The sequence below is a fragment of the Neobacillus sp. PS3-12 genome (assembly GCF_030915385.1).
Classification (GTDB): Bacteria; Bacillota; Bacilli; order Bacillales; family Cytobacillaceae; genus JAEVLT01.
In genome coordinates this window covers 5,370,338-5,386,889 of sequence record NZ_CP133268.1, presented here as the reverse complement: position 1 = coordinate 5,386,889, position 16,552 = coordinate 5,370,338, and the positions used below count along the sequence as shown (strand labels likewise).

Below are 16,552 nucleotides of genomic sequence, written 5' to 3'. Positions count from 1 at the left end.
CGGCTGCATTTTAATTATTCTTCTTCCAAATCTAGAGATAGCTCTCCAAAGCCCAAATGATGAAGTGCTTCGGCAATTTTTTCATATCCCCGATCATTTGGATGAATCCCATCAATTGATAAATAATCCTTCTCATGTCCTTTGAATACCCTATCAATTTGGACAACCAAAATATAGGGCACTTTTACAAAGTATTTAAGCTGTAAATTGAATTTCTTTATCCATTTTTCGGCAAGTGGATTCTCAGGAAATGGATTATAAAGGTCGATTAAACGTATTATATAAGGATTCACGGAATCAACCTTTAATGCGTTAATTGCTTTTATAATCTTCCGATAATTATCCGTACACCTTTTTAAGGCAATACTAAAATCCTCCTCGTTTTGATCCTCTTCAAACTTCCTTGCTGCTTGAATTAAATCATTCCCTCCAGCAGTAATCGTTATTATATCAGCGTATTTAATCTGTTCCATTATTAAATCATTATTAAGTTCCAATAAAACATCAAGGGATTGGAAACCTGGATGGGCGAAAGTCTGGACATAAACAGGTTCTTGTAACTCATTTATAGCCAGTATTTGATAACGTTGTACAAAACCTGGTAAAAAGAATGAAGCTCCTATCCCGACTGTTAAGGAATCACCTAGTGCAACATAAGAATAACTCATTTGCTCACCTCCTAAAAACTTCTTCCTTATATTTATTCTATTTAAGCCGATTTGCTAACAAATCCTAGAAAGCCATCAAAAGATCTTTATTTGCTTATTTTTTCAAAAAGCAAGGCCAAATGAACAATAGCCGCTTTTTTTACATATGATGCAAAAAAAGTGATGGGTGGTATTTATGGGAAACTATACTTATTTTGATTTATTAGCCCAATTCGGTATTGGAGGAGCACATCCTGGAGGATTCCTTTTAACACAAGAACTACTTTCGGCAGAACAAATTAACAACCAATCAAAAATTCTCGATGTGGGTTGTGGTACAGGACAAACATCTGCCTATCTTTATAACAAGTTCAAAGCAGATATTACAGGATTGGATATTAATCCAATAATGTTAGAAAAAGCAAAAAATCGTTTTCTAACCCAAAAACTACCTATTGAATTGATTCAAGGATCAGTCGAAAAGATTCCTGTAAAGGATTCGACCTTTGATTTCGTATTGTCAGAATCAGTGCTTGCTTTTGTGGGAAAAGAAAATGCACTTAAAGAAATAAGCAGAATTCTAAAAAAGGGTGGCCGATTAATTGCAAACGAGATGACGATAAATTCCACTCCTGGTAAACAAGAAGCATTAGAGATAAAAGAATTTTATGGATTAGATACATTATTTCTTGAAGACGATTGGCGAAGTTTATTGGAAGAGGTTGGTTTTACGGATATCGTCATTAAATCAGGGATTAAACCACTTATCGGAGACCAGCAAGTGCCAGAGTTTAACTTCTCAAGCAATTTTGAACCTGAACTCTTTGGAGTATTAAATAAACATGCTGAAATCATTATAAAATATGAAGAATTTTTAAGTTATCGGATAATAACTTGCACAAAGAATTAAGGTTTACTTTTATTGACCATCGTTCGACGGTACTTATATGTATATTTATCGACTCGGAATAGAAGAATAAGTATGATGAGAGTTAATGTAACGAGAGGACGGTGGAAAAATGGATAAAACCTTGGGGTATTTTCGTGAAACATTATCAAATTACACAGACGAGCATTCTCATGGCAGACATATATATCGAAAGTTAGTTGAAGGTCATTACAAAAACGAAGAATCATTCGTGCGTGAGTTAAATAGTAATGAAATTGATTTTCTTAATAAAATTCTTCCGAACGAAATTCATTATGCTAAAGAGGAAAAAGACGAAAAAAGGGCAAAAGAACTAAATGAAGTATATGAACTTTTATTTTAAAAAGATGGCAGTTTTTAATCTGCCATCTTTATTCATGAATAATAATTTCACTTTAATTAATCTTTTTTAAAAGCCTTTTTACCCACTATTTAATATTTCCTAGGCAAGCGCAAAGAGCGACAAAACTTGATTTTACAATAGTTCCTTTTTCCCCATAATACGACAGATACTGAATCAAATGATTCATTTTAACATTCTCCCCTATTTTGAAAAATCTCTAACGAAAAATGTACAGTTCTACCTGATTTTAATGTATATTTGTTTCTTAAATCGACCGCCTTTAATTGCCTTCTAAGGAGCCTCCATAGCAAATGATAAGCCCAACTCCAAATTCTTAATGGAATCATATGATTATAATTTAAAAAAACCTCCTGAAAATTTCAGGCGGTTTATTCCTTGCTTACATCAACTTCATCATATGATATCGTTGTAACACTTGTATATTCCCCTTTTTCCAGTTCATTTTCTGTAGCACTTTGTTCAAGCTCATCTTGATCATTCATACCTGGAGCAAGAGTCGGACCTTGGTTATTATTTTGCTTATCTGGCATATTCTTTTCCCTCCTTATTCAATTTATATTCTGCTTATCAGGAGTCAAATTTATCCGCTCCAATCATCATTGAAAAAATTAACAATATCCATTAACAGAACTTTTGGAAGAGGGAAATTGGAAACATGAAAAAAAAGAAGCTTCAAAAAATGAAAGCTTCTTCAGATTTTAACATCTTAGGGGACCCAACCATGACACCAGCCAAATTTTATTCCATTTCACTACTTATAAGTTTTCGCCTTGTAAAAGTAGCTATGGTACATTAGCCAGTGGTGTTTGTTCCGTTTAAGGAATTAATTCACATATTAATGAAATGGAATTCAAAATCCTTATTGAAACAATTTTTATCGGATATAAACCAATCAAACTCTTTATTCCCCTGGTTTGATTAAGCTTCATGGCAATGTACTTTTAACGTTGGCTTTTGGATTTTTTCAAATTTGAAATAATACTCTAACATCAAATTGACTTCCTCCAACCAATAACTTTTTACTTTTTAGCGGCTTTTTTAAAAATCATCATTTCTTTCAATCTCACCTACAAATAGTTTTAAAATCTATTTGTCCTATTCCATTGCTTCTCTTCACTTTCTTCCCAAAATGAAAATTCCTTCTTTACGAAATTCTCATCGATTCGAAAGTTGCTTTTAGAAAAGAATTCATTTCTACGAAATAAAAACTATTTGTAGAATGTTGATCTTTTCTGATAAATCAATGAAGATAGAATTGATAAGTTGATTAGAAATGTGGTTTTCAATTTTCTGCTAATCAGTAGGGAAAGTTAATTGATCCAACCACGCCTTTAAGTACCATCGCTCCACTTTCCAAACAATTAAAAAGGAATAACCTTACCTTTTCGTTCACTTACGGAACGAACACGTATGGCTGAGTCTCCTAAGATGTTAAAGCTATTTTCTTTTTACATCTATAGTATATCACGGAAAAGTCGGAAATTTATAGGACTTTGTGTCAAAATAGTGAAATATTCAGAATTAAATTACAAAGGGTTCAGATAAAATCTGAACCCTTTGATCTACTGTTCTTTTGGTTTTGCTCTTTTAATGAAAAATGACAAAATTAACGCCACGAAGGCAATTCCTGTAGCAACAATGAATGAATCGTTAATACCATCAATTGTTGCCTGCTTCATTGTTTGCCCATATATTAAATAGGCACCCAATTGATTTCCAACTGCTGCTGGAAGATGTGTTACTGCAGCTAATCCTTGACCAATACGGGTCATTTGGCTGGCAATAAACGGATTAGTGCTCGTAATCACACTCCCATATTGGCCCATATGGACCCCTTGCCTTGTAGACATAACTGTAACCAGGAATGCGGTCCCCAAACTTCCAGCAACCTGTCTCGCTGTATTTGAAGCTGCTGTCCCATGTGCACCCAAATGGCGCGGCAGTTGGTTTAGACCTTCTGTCATTACAGTCATCATTATAAACGACATTCCAAACATCCTCATCACATATAAGAACATAATATGGCCATAGCTAGTAGTCATACTAAGATTAGTAAATCCCCATGATGTAATCACTGTAATAGCTAAACCTATAACTGCAAGTGGCCTGGCACCTATTTTGTCAAAGAGTGCGCCAGCTATTGGTGACATAATTCCCATAACGATCGCACCTGGGAGTAATAATAATCCTGAATCCAGTGCAGTATAACCTCGTATATTCTGTAAATAAATTGGAAGCAGGATCATTGCACCAAACATCGCCATATTTACAATCATACTGATAATTGTTGTTAATGAAAAAATATCGTATTTAAATACTCTTAGGTCCAGCATTGGTTTTTCAGTAGTTAGTTCACGCCAGACAAAGGCAACTAATGAAATAATCCCAATTATTATTGAAGTTAAAACAATTGTGCTGCCCCATCCATTATTTCCTGCTTCACTAAAGCCATATAATAAGAAACCAAAACCGATTGTAGAAAATAAAAATCCAGGAAAATCAAATTTAGGATTCGTAATTTTCGTTACATCTTTCATCCATAAGAAACTAAGAATTAAATCAAGGATCCCAATTGGTATAACGATATCAAATAACAATCTCCAGGAGTAATGCCCAATTAACCACCCTGATAATGTCGGACCGACAGCCGGAGCAAATATCATAACAATTCCCATGATTCCCATTGCCTTTCCACGCTTTTCCGGAGGAAAAATAGCAAAGAAAACGGTCATTAAAAGCGGCATAATGATACCTGCACCACAAGCTTGGATTACCCGTCCAACCATTAGCATACTGAAGTTTGCTGAGAACGAACAAACCAGAGACCCTAATGTGAAGAGAAGAATAGCCATAATTAATAGCTTTCTAGTTCCAAATTTCTCAATTAAATAGGCTGTAATCGGAATAGCAATTCCGTTCACTAACATATAACCCGTTGAAAGCCATTGAACAGTATTGGCAGACACACCTAAATCATTCATGATGTGTGGTATTGCGACGTTGAGTAAAGTCTGATTTAGAATGGCTACAAACGCTCCGAGCATCAAAGCGACAAGAATCTTCATTGACCCAGAATCATCTTTCTGTTCGGATACTTTCTGTTCGATTTTTGGTTGTTTAATCTCTTCTATAGGCTGGACATCCGCTTCAACATATTCTAATGCCGGTTCTGCTATTGCAGAGTCTTCTATCATTTCAGCCACATGATTTGTTAAATCTGTTTCTATTTCATTTTTAGTAATATTCTCGGTTACTTCTTCGTTGTTCATTTTCGTTTGATTTATGTTACGTTTTTTTCGTTTTGAAACCCCGAAATTAATGAAAAGTAACAGTAAAAGGCAGAAAATGACATAAACCGTGATATATACTGACATTTTATCACCTACTTATGAATTCTTACTGTTACGTTCATACCTGGAACAATTGCAACACCTTTATTATCATCGATTGATACTTTAACAGGAACAACTTGGGTAACTTTCGTATAGTTACTTGTGCTATTTGTACTTGGCAACAGTGAAAATGTTCCCGCTGTTGCTAATCCAATTTGCTGTACTTTTCCTTTTAAAATTTGATTTGGGAATGCATCGACATAAATGTCAACATCCTGGCCTTTTGCAATTTCATCAATTTTAGTTTCATCAATATTCGCTGTAACCCATAAATTGTTAAAATCATATTCTATTGCAAGTGGTGTTCCTGCAGCTACAAATGCATTCTCTACACCGTTATTTTGAACAACTGTTCCATTTGTTGGAACGGTTACGGGAACTTGGACAGGCTTACCATCTGCTCCAGTAGTAGTAATCATACCAACAGTATCATCTTTTGAATATTGACTACCAACACTACCTTTCCAATCCGTTAACTTACCATTTGAAGTTGCTGCAACTGATACTTGCTGACCGTTAATTTGTGCATTGTCAGTTGTGAGATAATTAACAGTTCGGTTATAGTATGAAAAGGCAGCGAAGCCTCCGCCAACTAAAATAATTAAGATAATGACATTAAGTAATACTAAACGTTTTGTATTCATACATTCTTTTCCTCCTCTAATAAGAGCTTTGATAACACAAGTTGATGAAGTTTTAAAAGGTGCTGTAATTCATCCTCAGGCATCTCCAATACATTGTTCAATTTTTTCATGAGAATAGCATCTTCATTCATCACGTCTTTTAAAAGCTTTTTTCCCTTTTCTGTTAAATGAATCGAAACCGCACGGCGATTTTCCGGTGGAATCACTCTCTCCACCAGCCCACTGTGTACAAGTCGGTCAATTACCCCACTTACAGTACTATTCGTTAGCCGTAACTTTTCAGCCAACTCACTTAAACCGATATCAGGACTGAAAGAAAGCCGATATAATGCTTTAAGTTGAACAACGGTGAGCCCATATCTGTCCGCTTCCTTTTTTATAAGCCTGTAAATTGCTTTATTTATTTCAGAAAAAGAATCTAATAAAGCATTATTGAATTCAAACATTAGCTCCTCCTTTATTTTGATATTCAAAATATTAATCACTATAATATTTAGTATACGAACAATTTCGCTTCTAAATTATAATTTGCTCTTTATTAGTATGTCAACAGTTTAATCTTTGAAACAAAAAGCCTTTCCATCAGTTGCTCAAACATTAGGAAAGAAAAAATAATAATACCAAAAAAGCAAATAAAAAAACCAATCAAATAGGTACTGATTGGTTTTTATTTGTTTGCTCTTTTTCATTTTGTTCCAGGTGCAGGGTGGTCTACGCCTTTTACATGATGACGGTGTCCATTTTCTTCGGATGTATGAAAATCATAATAATGCACATGCATTCCATTTCCCACCGAAATAGCGGGTCCCGAATAGGCTTGATAGTGGTGCGTGTGCCCATCCTCAAATAGGACATATCCCTCAGTATAGTGAATATGCCCCCCATCTTGGGTCATAATCGGCGGTGAAGTTATATCCAAGCATTGATGTACATGATTTACACTCATCCCTGTGTAATCCACAGAACCGTGATTATGATGGGGGACAAACCCGCTAACAAAATCATCTTTTCCTATCACACTCATCTTTTAACCTCCAATACGTTTTCTTTAGAAATATATGCCTGTTTTGAAACAATAAGAAAATAAATTCGCTAAGCAAAAATCACAAAAAGTTTTTAGTACATAACATATAGAAATGAACGGAATACTACATTTGTAATTTCAAATCATTAAAGAAAGAAGGATTAAAAATGACCGTTGGAACACAAGTAAAACAAGCCTTAGCTGGACTCAAGTCTGTACAGGCTAGTTTTGAAACCTTTGCCTTACAAACTGAAAATAAAAATGCAAAAACGCTTTATGAACAAGCAGCCCAACAAACACAATCAGTCTTAGATAGTCTCGAACCACGGCTACAAGAAATTATTTCTGAAGAACCACAATACAATCAATAAATAAAAAATAGGTTGGCTTTTCCTGCCAACCCATTTTCTATTTCATGTCTATTTAGGAGGAAAGGAAGATCGAAAATGACGGTAGCTTCAAACATAAAACAAACTTTTGCCACCATAAAGAGTATTGAATCACAACTCTCATCACTTGCCTTCAACTCCTTAGATGAGGGAGCAAAAAAAGAATTCCATGATGCAATGCTGACAATCGGGAAAATTAAAGACGATCTACAAACGCGCGTATACGAACTTGAACGAGCTGAACCACAATATAAGGGGTCTTAATCTTTGAGGTGAAAAAATATGCCAGGATGGATTCATATTATTATTCGTTCAATCATTTTTTTACTGATTTTGTTAATTACCACAAAGATATTGGGAAAAAAGCAAATTTCTGAGCTCTCTTTCTTTGAATATGTTTCAGGAATTACCATTGGAAGTATTGCAGGAGAAGTAATAACAGGTCTAGAAAGCAATCCCTACCATGGTGCTTTGGCGATTGTTATGTTCGGACTCGTTACCTTATTAGTGGATTTTCTTTCTTTAAAAAGTAAAACGTTTCGGGATGTAGTTGAAGGAAGAGGTACAGTTATCATAAAAGACGGAAAAATTTTAGAAGAAAATCTAAAAAAGGAAAAATACACCTTAGATGAAATCTCTGCATTACTCCGCCAAAAAGATATCTTTCGTGTTGCTGATGTCGAATTTGCCGTGTTAGAACCAAGAGGTAATTTAAGTGCTCTATTAAAAAAAGAAAATCGTCCACTTACCCCTAAAGATTTGCAGATAAAAACTGCAAATGAAAAAGAACCACAAACAATTATCATGGATGGAAGTATATTAGATGAAGCATTGCGGTCTTCGGGAAAAAACCGTGGATGGCTTCAACTCGAACTTGAAAAACTCGGGGTCACACTTGAAAATGTGTTTTTAGCACAAGTGGATTCATATGGAGAGCTAACAGTAGACATTTATGATGATAAACTTAAAATTCCATCAGCAAACGTGCGCCCGCTTTTATTAGCAACATTAAAGAAAACACAAGCAGACCTGGAAATATTTTCTCTCCAAACTGAATGTGATAAATCCAAAGCGATGTTTAAGAAAAATGCCACCCTTCTTAAGGGTGTTATTGATAAACTAAATCCATATTTAAGGGGATAAATGGAGGAAAAAGATCCTTATCCAACAATTTGCATGATAAGGATCTTTTTCTTTATCGTCCATTCTGCAAACATTGTTTTCTATCCTTTATATGATCTTGTCTATGGGAGAAAAAGCTATGAAGGATCATTCCAACCATAACTAGTACAATTCCCCACCATGATAAAAGGGTTGGAGCCGCCGCTTTTAAAAATATCAGCTCCCCAGCTAAGGCAAATAAAACTTCCATCGATTGGGTTGCCTCCACTGCAGCAAGCCTCTGCATATTTCCCCTAACAAGATCTGTTGCCTGAAAGAACAAAATTGTTGCTATAACGCCAGAGGAAATAGCAACCAAGCCTGATTGTGAAATTTGACTAACCGTTGGCGGACCAACAGAGATTAAACCAAAAATTGCTAACACTAGCCAAAATGGGAAACTTGCAATGGTCATACCGAGTACTCTTTGATAGGTGTCGAGACGCCCCCCACAAACATCCATCATTTTCCGATTTCCTAAAGGATAAGCAAAAGAAGCAATAATAATGGGTACAATACCAAGCAGTAATTTGGGAATGGACAGATGTTTTGCTTGATCCACCTGCATGAAGATAATCCCTAATAAAATAACGAAAGACATACCAAGACCTTTGATCGGGATCTTTCCTTTCACCTTTATAATTCCTTGCCGAGTTACAATAGTTTCAGAAAATAATGGTGCCAGGATGGATCCTGAAATTATGGTTAGTTGCCATGTTGCTGCAACTAACCAGCCAGGGGCATACGCGGCTGAAAAGCAAATCGGCGCATAAAACAAGACAAAACCAATAAAACTCCAGATAAACCATGCCCAAGGATGATTTTTCAATTCTTTCAAAAGAGGCATGAGATTTTTTCTTGCCAATACAAGAACAAAAAGGAATGGAAGCATAAAAATATAACGAAGTGATGCACTCCAAATCCAACTTCCACCAGATAAATCCATGGCTCGATTTAAGATGAATGTAAAGGCAAAAAAGAATGCTGCAAATACCCCTAAGATGATAGGTTTCATTAACTCCCTCCTACCTAATGTATATAACTCCTCTTCAATTCAACTCATTTTTTGTTCAATTACATTCCTGGCTTCTTTGAGGACCTCATTATAAAACCCCTTTAAAGTGAGTTTCTACCTTATTTTCCTTTATAAAAAAGTAATCATCAATATATTTTTTTATAAAAGGAATGACCAATCAATTGGCTAAAAACTATTTTTAATATATTAATATAGAAAAAATATGTAAATTTCATTCTTTTTATCTATGAGTTTTTTAATCAGTGAAACTCTATTTGCCAAATAATACTTTATCAAAAAAATATATTGACCTGAATTTTTTTAACTCGTATACTTTATTTATAAACTTTATATGACAAATCCTCATCAAAACCGATGGGGTAGAGGTCGCGGCTTTTATCAGTAAAACGGACGAGATGCAGAGGAATCAATGACTACGTTTGAAAGGAAAAGCTGCCGAAGTGTGCTTTGGTCTCTAAACAAGCATGCTGGGGCTGTTTTCGAATAGGAGCAGAACTGTCACGTTTTTGCCTTTACCAGCTAAACGTGTTGAGCTATCTTTCGGAAGGTATGATGCGGGGTATAAACAAGCCACTCGAATCCGCTTCGGTGGCTTTTCTTATTCCAAGCTCCTTCCAAAAAAAATGAATAAGGAGTTAGAACAAATGCCAACAACAACAGACAGAAAACAATCTAACGTTTCAACAAATGAAACGACGGAATTAAAACGTGGTTTAAAAGCCCGACACTTAACAATGATTTCACTTGGCGGTACCATTGGTACAGGATTATTCTTAGCAAGTGGCGGTTCCATTCATACCGCTGGACCTGGCGGAGCACTTCTCTCTTATATTTTAATCGGGGTTATGGTTTATTTTCTTATGACAAGCCTTGGAGAAATGGGTGCGTATATGCCAGTTGCAGGAAGCTTTAGCACTTATGCGACTAAGTTTGTTGATCCATCCTTAGGATTTGCTCTTGGCTGGAATTACTGGTACAACTGGGCAATTACGATTGCAGCTGAGTTATCAGCTGTTACAATGATTATGAAATTCTGGTTTCCACATACTCCATCTATCTTATGGAGTGCAATTTTCCTAGTTATTATGTTCCTATTAAATTATTTATCAGTAAAAGGCTTTGGTGAAGCAGAGTATTGGTTTTCTTTAATAAAGGTAGTAACTGTCATTATTTTTGTTATTGCTGGAGCATTAATGATTTTCGGAATAATGGGTGGACACGTTATAGGATTTAAAAACTTTACTGTTGGAGATGCACCATTCCACGGCGGTTTCATGTCAGTGCTGGGAATTTTTATGGCAGCCGGTTTCTCCTTCCAAGGAACGGAACTACTAGGTGTTGCATCTGGTGAAACTGAAGACCCATCGAAAACGATTCCACGTGCGGTAAAACAAGTATTTTGGAGAATTCTTTTATTCTATGTCCTGGCAATTGCTGTAATTGGCTTGCTTATTCCCTACACAAATGGGAATTTGGCAAATGGCGATGTTTCCGTAAGTCCGTTCACACTTGTTTTCCAAAAAGCTGGAATAGCTTTTGCGGCTTCTGTTATGAATGCTGTTATATTAACGGCCGTATTATCTGCAGGAAATTCTGGAATGTATGCTTCAACCAGGATGCTTTGGGATTTAGCCCGTCAAGGCAAAGCACCTAAATTCCTTGCAAAGTTAGACTCACGTGGGGTTCCTGTTAATGCACTTATTATCACTTCACTGGTTGGAACTGTTGCCTTCCTTGCTTCTTTATTTGGTGATGGTACTGTTTATGTATGGCTTTTAAATGCATCGGGAATGTCTGGTTTTATTGCATGGCTAGGTATCGCTATTTGCCATTATCGATTCCGTAAAGCTTATATTGCACAGGGAAGAGACCTAAAAGATCTTCCATACAAATCAAGCTTTTATCCTTTTGGACCTATCTTTGCCTTTGTAGTCTGTGGGGTAGTAATTTTAGGACAAAACTATTCAGCATTTATGGGAGCCCATATCGATTGGAATGGTGTACTTGTTTCCTATGTCGGGTTACCACTCTTCCTTATCCTATGGCTTGGCTATAAATACACCAAGAAAACGAAGGTTATACCATTAGAAAAATGTGATTTAAATAATTAAAAGCACGCCTTTGGGCGTGCTTTTAATTTTAGAAACTTTCTCTAATGGGTAATTTTATAATGAATGTGGTACCTTCTTTTTGTTTGCTTTCAACATTAATCTGACCATAGTGTGCTTCTACAATCCACTTGGCAATGGATAACCCTAAACCGGTGCCTCCTTCTGCTCTTGACCTGCTTTTATCTCCTCGAAAGAAACGGTCAAAAATATAGGGTAAATCCATACTTGAAATTCCAATACCTGTATCCTTCATAATGATCTTCAAATAATTTCCTTCTTTTTTACAAGAGATAAAAACAGTTCCTTTTGGAGGGGTAAATTTAAGTGCATTATCCAATAAAATGACAAGTAGTTGATGCAATCGTTCTTGATCACCAAAATAGTTAAGCTCACGGTCAATCGAATCTTTTATTCTAATATCTTTCATTTCAGCAATAGGTATAAATTGTTCAACAATCAAACTTAGCAACCGATCCATCTTAAAATATTCTGGTCGAATTTGTTGTTCATTTGAATCACTTCTGGCTAATGTGAGTAATTCCTCAACCAGTTTATTGATCCGTTTTACTTCAGTAAGGCTTTTAAAAATGGTTTCACTTTCTTCTTCTATTGTTTTTGAGGGATGGCGAAAAAGGAGTTCTAAATATGTTTGAATTACTGCCAAAGGTGTTCGAAGTTCATGTGAAGCATCTGCGACAAATTGTGATTGCTTTTCCCATGAGCGCTGGATTGGAATTAGCGCCTTACTTGCTAAGAATAACCCTGCCAAAAAGGAAAGTAACAATCCTACCGCACTCCCAATACCTATGATGATAAGCATATTTCTTAACATATTAACTTCTGGGTTAATATTATAAATCAGCTGTACGAGTTTAACCTGTTTGTTATTTATAACTATATGTTGTGGTTGAATGGATAAAATTCGATAAAACCGTCCATTTAATTCTTCTATCTTTATACCTTTTTCAAATGTGTGTGGAGATATTCTTACTAAAGCATTTTTTGACAAAGCATTTTTAGGATTGCTGCCTAACAGTTCTCTATTCTTTCCCCAGAATAAGTATATCACCGGTCGTTCAGTTTCGTGCTCATTTTCTTCTGATAATGTTTTCCTAAAATTTTGAGTTACTATCTTGGCCTTATCTTGGAGCATATCGTCAATAGAAAAATAAGTGGACCGATCCATATAAATGTATAAACTTATGCCCAACAAGACTAATATAAAGAAGAAAAAAATCGTATATAAGGATACTAGTTTTATTTTAGTCTTTCGAAACATGGCCCTCGTCTCCCTTTAACATGAAGCCGATTCCTCGAACAGTCCTGATATAATCATCATATCCGAATAATCCTAATTTTTTTCGTAGATGATGGACATAAACATCAACGATATTTAATCCTGCATCAGAGCTAAATCCCCAGATACGATTAAAAATTTGATCTCTCAGTAAGATTTGTTCCTTGTTCCGAATAAAAAATTCAAGTAATAAATACTCTTTTACTGTTAAATTTAACTTGGTCCCTTCAATAAATCCATCATGTTCATTTTCGACAACTTCAATAGGACCATAGGAAAGTTCATTTTCAAATGTTCCACCTTTCCCTCGAAGGAGAACTCTAATTCTTGCTAACAATTCAGGGGCAGCAAACGGCTTTATTAAATAGTCATCCGCACCTAAATCCAGCCCTTTAACACGATCTTCAATGCTATCCTTTGCGGTAAGAAGCAGAATAGGGGTTCGAATTGACTCTTCTCTAAGGGCTTTTAAAATTGAAAAACCGTCCAATTCAGGAAGCATGATATCAAGAATAATTACATCGTATACACCCTGTTTAGCCAATTGCAGGCCATCAAAACCATTTAATGCTGAATCTACCTGATATTTTTCTTCTTTTAAAATATTAGTAATTCCTTCTAATAACCCCTTTTCATCTTCTACAACTAAGACCTTCATAGTTTCCCCCAATCTGCCAAAAAAAATTAGCAAATTTAATTAGAATTATACCTTTTTGTTAAGTTTAATTTTTAATTTTTAAAATAATATTAATATGTGCAAGATATAAAGCAAAAAAGAGAATGCCTCTCGATCAAAGGGAACCCCCCTTTGTGACATCCTCTTTCATTGATAATTAAAATTCGGCGTTTCCAGTTGTTCTTGGGAATGGAATAACGTCTCTAATATTGCTCATACCTGTTAAATACATGATTAATCTTTCAAAGCCTAGCCCGTAGCCTGCATGTTTAGTGCCCCCATACTTTCTTAATTCGAGGTACCACCAGTAATCTTCTTCATTCATACCTAGCTCGGATATTTTATTAGTTAAAACATCTTCCCGCTCTTCACGCTGACTGCCGCCTATTAACTCACCAATACCTGGTACGAGCATATCTGTTGCTGCAACGGTTTTTTGATCATCATTTAATCTCATATAAAACGCCTTAATTTCTTTTGGATAATCTGTTACAAACACAGGTTTTTGGAAAATCTGCTCGCATAAATATCGTTCATGCTCTGTTTGTAGATCAAGTCCCCATTCAACAGGATAGCTAAATTCTGCTCCTGATTTTTTCAAAAGTTCTATAGTTTCGGTATATGTTACACGTCCAAAATCCGCTGATTTTGCAATGTTTAATCGCTCTAATAAGCCCTTGTCAACAAAACTGTTGAAAAACGCCATTTCTTCAGGAGCTTGCTCAAGCACATAGCTAATCACGTATTTAACCATTTCCTCACCAAGATCCATAATATCAGGAAGCTCAGCAAAAGCGATTTCCGGTTCAATCATCCAAAATTCAGCAGCGTGTCTGGCTGTATTGGAATTTTCCGCTCTAAAGGTTGGTCCAAAAGTATAAACATTGCGGTATGCCAAGGCAAATGCTTCAGCTGTTAATTGGCCGCTAACAGTTAAATTCGTTTCTTTATTAAAGAAATCCTGTTTGTTGTCAACTTTTCCTTCTTCATTTTTAGGAAGGTTATCTAAATCTAAAGCGGTAACTCTAAACATTTCCCCGGCACCTTCAGTGTCGCTTCCGGTAATAATTGGTGTATGTACATAGACGAACCCTTTTTCTTGGAAAAACTTATGGACTGCGTAAGACGCAAGTGATCGAACGCGAAAAACTGCTGAAAAAGTGTTTGTTCTTGGACGCAAATGAGCAATCGTCCGTAAGTATTCAAAAGTATGTCTTTTCTTTTGTAATGGATAATCAACGTTGGATGTTCCTTCAATAACAATTTCAGTTGCTTTTATTTCAAAAGGCTGTTTTGCCTGTGGGGTTAAAATAAAATTCCCAACAACTTTAATTGATGAGCTGATCGGAAGTTTAGCAATTTCCTTAAAATTGTCCATTTGATCTTCAAAAACGATTTGTACTCCTTTAAAAAAACTTCCGTCATTTAGTTCAATAAACCCAAATGTTTTTGAATCACGAATTGTACGGACCCATCCTGATAATTGAACTTGTTGGTCAATAAAGTTCTCAGAGTTTCGGTATAAATCCTTTATTAGGGTATCTTTCATCATATAGTTCCTCCTATTTATTTCTATAGAACAGGAAAAAACCTCCCATCTACTCGACGAAAGGTAAAATTCAACGGTACTATCCACCTTGTTTAGGTAACAAGTATGGACACCTCACCAGCCTATATTGGCTGGATCATCCTGCCTGTAAATGAATTCACCGTAATTACTGGCACTCCCGCTTAACTTTTATCCTTCATCATTATATAAAATATTACAGCAAATAATCAATACACTTAAAGCTTTGCATCAAGTCAAATGAAAACAAAAAAGCACTATTTTTGTCGATATAAGAAAATTTGTAAAAAAATGTTTAACTTTTTCTAAATCAAGAATTTTTTTCAGAAAATTCGCAGGAATTTTACGTCTTGTGACGAAATTATTTAAGTAAAATCACAATGGAGGTACTTTTCTTATGGACAAAGTTACATGCATTGCATTTATCCTTTATCAATCTGCAGAAACAAAAGAGAAACAAGAACTTGCAATCCAGTTGTTAAATGGTGATATTTCGCTTCGGGATTTTAAAAAAAGCAGTGCGCTTCTCCCTGACCTTACATCTGCAGAAGTTTTGTTTAAAAAAAGAGACGTTGATTTAAATTTGGTCCAAGAGTTTGCAGCAAAATTTCTTTTAGTTGAAGCTTAAAAGAAGAATTTATCTCAAGCTTTTCCGATAACAAAAAATTTCCTTTTGATTTTTACTATTAACTGTATTATACTAGTTAAAACCTAGTGATCTCCAAAACTCATGTGCTTTCTTGTTTTCCTTTATTACACCAAGAAGAATTCTATTTGCCCCGCGATTTACCAACTCTGTTCCAAGATGCTTATAGCCCAGTGAACCAAATCCAAACCCATGATAATCTCCGTGAATCATTAATAACCCAAGCTATGGGGTCTGATCTTTTGGATTTTCCATCAAATAATCAATAACCCAAATATAAGTTTCATCTGCTTTTACAAAAAAACTAAAAGAATTAGAGTGAAGAAATTCTCCGATTATTTCATTTTCTGTTCTTGTCTCTCTCCCATTTTCAATAATATTATAAAGTGGGTTCGAATTAATAATTTCAACAGCGATATAAAGATTATCAAGCATGGTCTCTTCAAAGCTTATTTCCATTTCTGATTACTCCCTTATGACCAAAAATTACACTAAAATAAAAACTAAAAGAGAAAAGGTGATTTTAAGATGGTACAAGTAAATGTGACAGTGAATTTTCGTGGAAGAAATTATTTGACAAATGTTATTACTACAAATAATACCTCTGAGGAAGAAATTTTACGTTTAGCCTCAGAACAAGTTCATAAACAGTGGAATAAAGGGATTTAGT

The 16,552-nt window shown here is 35.2% G+C and carries 20 protein-coding genes and 1 riboswitch; of the genes, 8 read left to right on the top strand and 12 right to left on the bottom strand.

The window, feature by feature from the left end:
• Window positions 1–14: 14 nt before the first annotated feature.
• Window positions 15–668, bottom strand: coding sequence for a GDSL-type esterase/lipase family protein (locus RCG17_RS26995; protein WP_308173081.1), 654 nt, complete (start codon window positions 666–668; stop codon window positions 15–17).
• Window positions 669–843: 175 nt separating this feature from the next.
• Here RCG17_RS26995 and RCG17_RS26990 point away from each other — a divergent pair, with 175 nt between their 5' ends.
• Both RCG17_RS26990 and RCG17_RS26985 read left to right on the top strand, forming a co-directional pair.
• The gene (locus RCG17_RS26990) at window positions 844–1,557 is read left to right on the top strand and encodes a class I SAM-dependent methyltransferase (protein ID WP_308173080.1); all 714 of its coding nucleotides are present in this window, start codon (window positions 844–846) and stop codon (window positions 1,555–1,557) included.
• Between the two features lie 109 nt (window positions 1,558–1,666).
• Window positions 1,667–1,918 (top strand): sigma-G-dependent sporulation-specific acid-soluble spore protein CsgA, encoded by a 252-nt coding sequence (locus RCG17_RS26985; protein WP_308173079.1) that lies wholly within the window; start codon window positions 1,667–1,669, stop codon window positions 1,916–1,918.
• Window positions 1,919–2,307: 389 nt separating this feature from the next.
• On the opposite strand, the gene RCG17_RS26980 is transcribed toward RCG17_RS26985, so the two are convergent.
• The 5 genes from RCG17_RS26980 to RCG17_RS26960 all read right to left on the bottom strand — a co-directional run bounded on the left by RCG17_RS26980 (window position 2,308) and on the right by RCG17_RS26960 (window position 6,999).
• Window positions 2,308–2,469 carry a hypothetical protein gene (locus RCG17_RS26980; RefSeq protein WP_308173078.1) on the bottom strand — a complete coding sequence of 54 codons (162 nt, stop codon included), beginning with the start codon at window positions 2,467–2,469 and terminating at the stop codon, window positions 2,308–2,310.
• Between the two features lie 1,032 nt (window positions 2,470–3,501).
• Window positions 3,502–5,004, bottom strand: coding sequence for a DHA2 family efflux MFS transporter permease subunit (locus tag RCG17_RS26975; RefSeq protein WP_374120988.1), 1,503 nt, complete (start codon window positions 5,002–5,004; stop codon window positions 3,502–3,504).
• A gap of 317 nt (window positions 5,005–5,321) precedes the next feature.
• Window positions 5,322–5,975, bottom strand: coding sequence for an HlyD family secretion protein (locus RCG17_RS26970; protein ID WP_308173076.1), 654 nt, complete (start codon window positions 5,973–5,975; stop codon window positions 5,322–5,324).
• Window positions 5,972–6,421 carry a MarR family winged helix-turn-helix transcriptional regulator gene (locus RCG17_RS26965; protein ID WP_308173075.1) on the bottom strand — a complete coding sequence of 150 codons (450 nt, stop codon included), beginning with the start codon at window positions 6,419–6,421 and terminating at the stop codon, window positions 5,972–5,974. The genes RCG17_RS26970 and RCG17_RS26965 overlap by 4 nt, the downstream gene beginning before the upstream one ends.
• A 239-nt stretch (window positions 6,422–6,660) precedes the next feature.
• Window positions 6,661–6,999 carry a YmaF family protein gene (locus RCG17_RS26960; RefSeq protein WP_308173074.1) on the bottom strand — a complete coding sequence of 113 codons (339 nt, stop codon included), beginning with the start codon at window positions 6,997–6,999 and terminating at the stop codon, window positions 6,661–6,663.
• Between the two features lie 167 nt (window positions 7,000–7,166).
• Between RCG17_RS26960 and RCG17_RS26955 the strand changes: the two genes are divergently transcribed.
• The 3 genes from RCG17_RS26955 (at window position 7,167) to RCG17_RS26945 (ending at window position 8,531) form a co-directional block, all read left to right on the top strand.
• Window positions 7,167–7,370, top strand: coding sequence for a DUF1657 domain-containing protein (locus tag RCG17_RS26955; protein ID WP_308173073.1), 204 nt, complete (start codon window positions 7,167–7,169; stop codon window positions 7,368–7,370).
• A 75-nt stretch (window positions 7,371–7,445) separates the two neighbouring features.
• Window positions 7,446–7,652 carry a DUF1657 domain-containing protein gene (locus tag RCG17_RS26950; protein ID WP_308173072.1) on the top strand — a complete coding sequence of 69 codons (207 nt, stop codon included), beginning with the start codon at window positions 7,446–7,448 and terminating at the stop codon, window positions 7,650–7,652.
• A gap of 18 nt (window positions 7,653–7,670) precedes the next feature.
• The gene (locus RCG17_RS26945) at window positions 7,671–8,531 is read left to right on the top strand and encodes a DUF421 domain-containing protein (protein ID WP_308173071.1); all 861 of its coding nucleotides are present in this window, start codon (window positions 7,671–7,673) and stop codon (window positions 8,529–8,531) included.
• A gap of 52 nt (window positions 8,532–8,583) precedes the next feature.
• Here the strand turns inward: RCG17_RS26945 and RCG17_RS26940 are convergent, their stop codons facing one another.
• Window positions 8,584–9,564 (bottom strand): DMT family transporter, encoded by a 981-nt coding sequence (locus RCG17_RS26940; RefSeq protein ID WP_308173070.1) that lies wholly within the window; start codon window positions 9,562–9,564, stop codon window positions 8,584–8,586.
• 373 nt (window positions 9,565–9,937) lie between these two features.
• Window positions 9,938–10,129, top strand: a riboswitch (Lysine riboswitch).
• A gap of 100 nt (window positions 10,130–10,229) precedes the next feature.
• Between RCG17_RS26940 and RCG17_RS26935 the strand changes: the two genes are divergently transcribed.
• Window positions 10,230–11,696, top strand: a complete 1,467-nt coding sequence (locus tag RCG17_RS26935; RefSeq protein ID WP_308173069.1) for an amino acid permease — start codon at window positions 10,230–10,232, stop codon at window positions 11,694–11,696.
• Window positions 11,697–11,724: 28 nt separating this feature from the next.
• Here RCG17_RS26935 and RCG17_RS26930 read toward each other — a convergent pair whose 3' ends face one another.
• From RCG17_RS26930 to asnS, 3 genes are all read right to left on the bottom strand, one after another.
• Window positions 11,725–12,849, bottom strand: a complete 1,125-nt coding sequence (locus tag RCG17_RS26930) for a sensor histidine kinase (RefSeq protein WP_308173068.1) — start codon at window positions 12,847–12,849, stop codon at window positions 11,725–11,727.
• A 109-nt stretch (window positions 12,850–12,958) separates the two neighbouring features.
• Window positions 12,959–13,651 carry a response regulator transcription factor gene (locus RCG17_RS26925; protein ID WP_308173067.1) on the bottom strand — a complete coding sequence of 231 codons (693 nt, stop codon included), beginning with the start codon at window positions 13,649–13,651 and terminating at the stop codon, window positions 12,959–12,961.
• 175 nt (window positions 13,652–13,826) lie between these two features.
• Complete coding sequence (gene asnS, locus RCG17_RS26920) at window positions 13,827–15,218, bottom strand: asparagine--tRNA ligase (RefSeq protein WP_308175974.1); 1,392 nt, start codon at window positions 15,216–15,218, stop codon at window positions 13,827–13,829.
• 415 nt (window positions 15,219–15,633) lie between these two features.
• Here asnS and RCG17_RS26915 point away from each other — a divergent pair, with 415 nt between their 5' ends.
• On the top strand, window positions 15,634–15,864 hold the full coding sequence (locus RCG17_RS26915; protein WP_308173066.1) for a hypothetical protein: 231 nt from the start codon (window positions 15,634–15,636) through the stop codon (window positions 15,862–15,864).
• 72 nt (window positions 15,865–15,936) lie between these two features.
• On the opposite strand, the gene RCG17_RS28420 is transcribed toward RCG17_RS26915, so the two are convergent.
• Window positions 15,937–16,095 carry a GNAT family N-acetyltransferase gene (locus tag RCG17_RS28420; RefSeq protein ID WP_374120879.1) on the bottom strand — a complete coding sequence of 53 codons (159 nt, stop codon included), beginning with the start codon at window positions 16,093–16,095 and terminating at the stop codon, window positions 15,937–15,939.
• A gap of 12 nt (window positions 16,096–16,107) precedes the next feature.
• Window positions 16,108–16,341, bottom strand: coding sequence for a hypothetical protein (locus tag RCG17_RS26910; RefSeq protein WP_308173065.1), 234 nt, complete (start codon window positions 16,339–16,341; stop codon window positions 16,108–16,110).
• A gap of 69 nt (window positions 16,342–16,410) precedes the next feature.
• Between RCG17_RS26910 and RCG17_RS26905 the strand changes: the two genes are divergently transcribed.
• On the top strand, window positions 16,411–16,551 hold the full coding sequence (locus RCG17_RS26905) for a BA3454 family stress response protein (protein WP_308173064.1): 141 nt from the start codon (window positions 16,411–16,413) through the stop codon (window positions 16,549–16,551).
• Window position 16,552 lies beyond the last annotated feature (1 nt).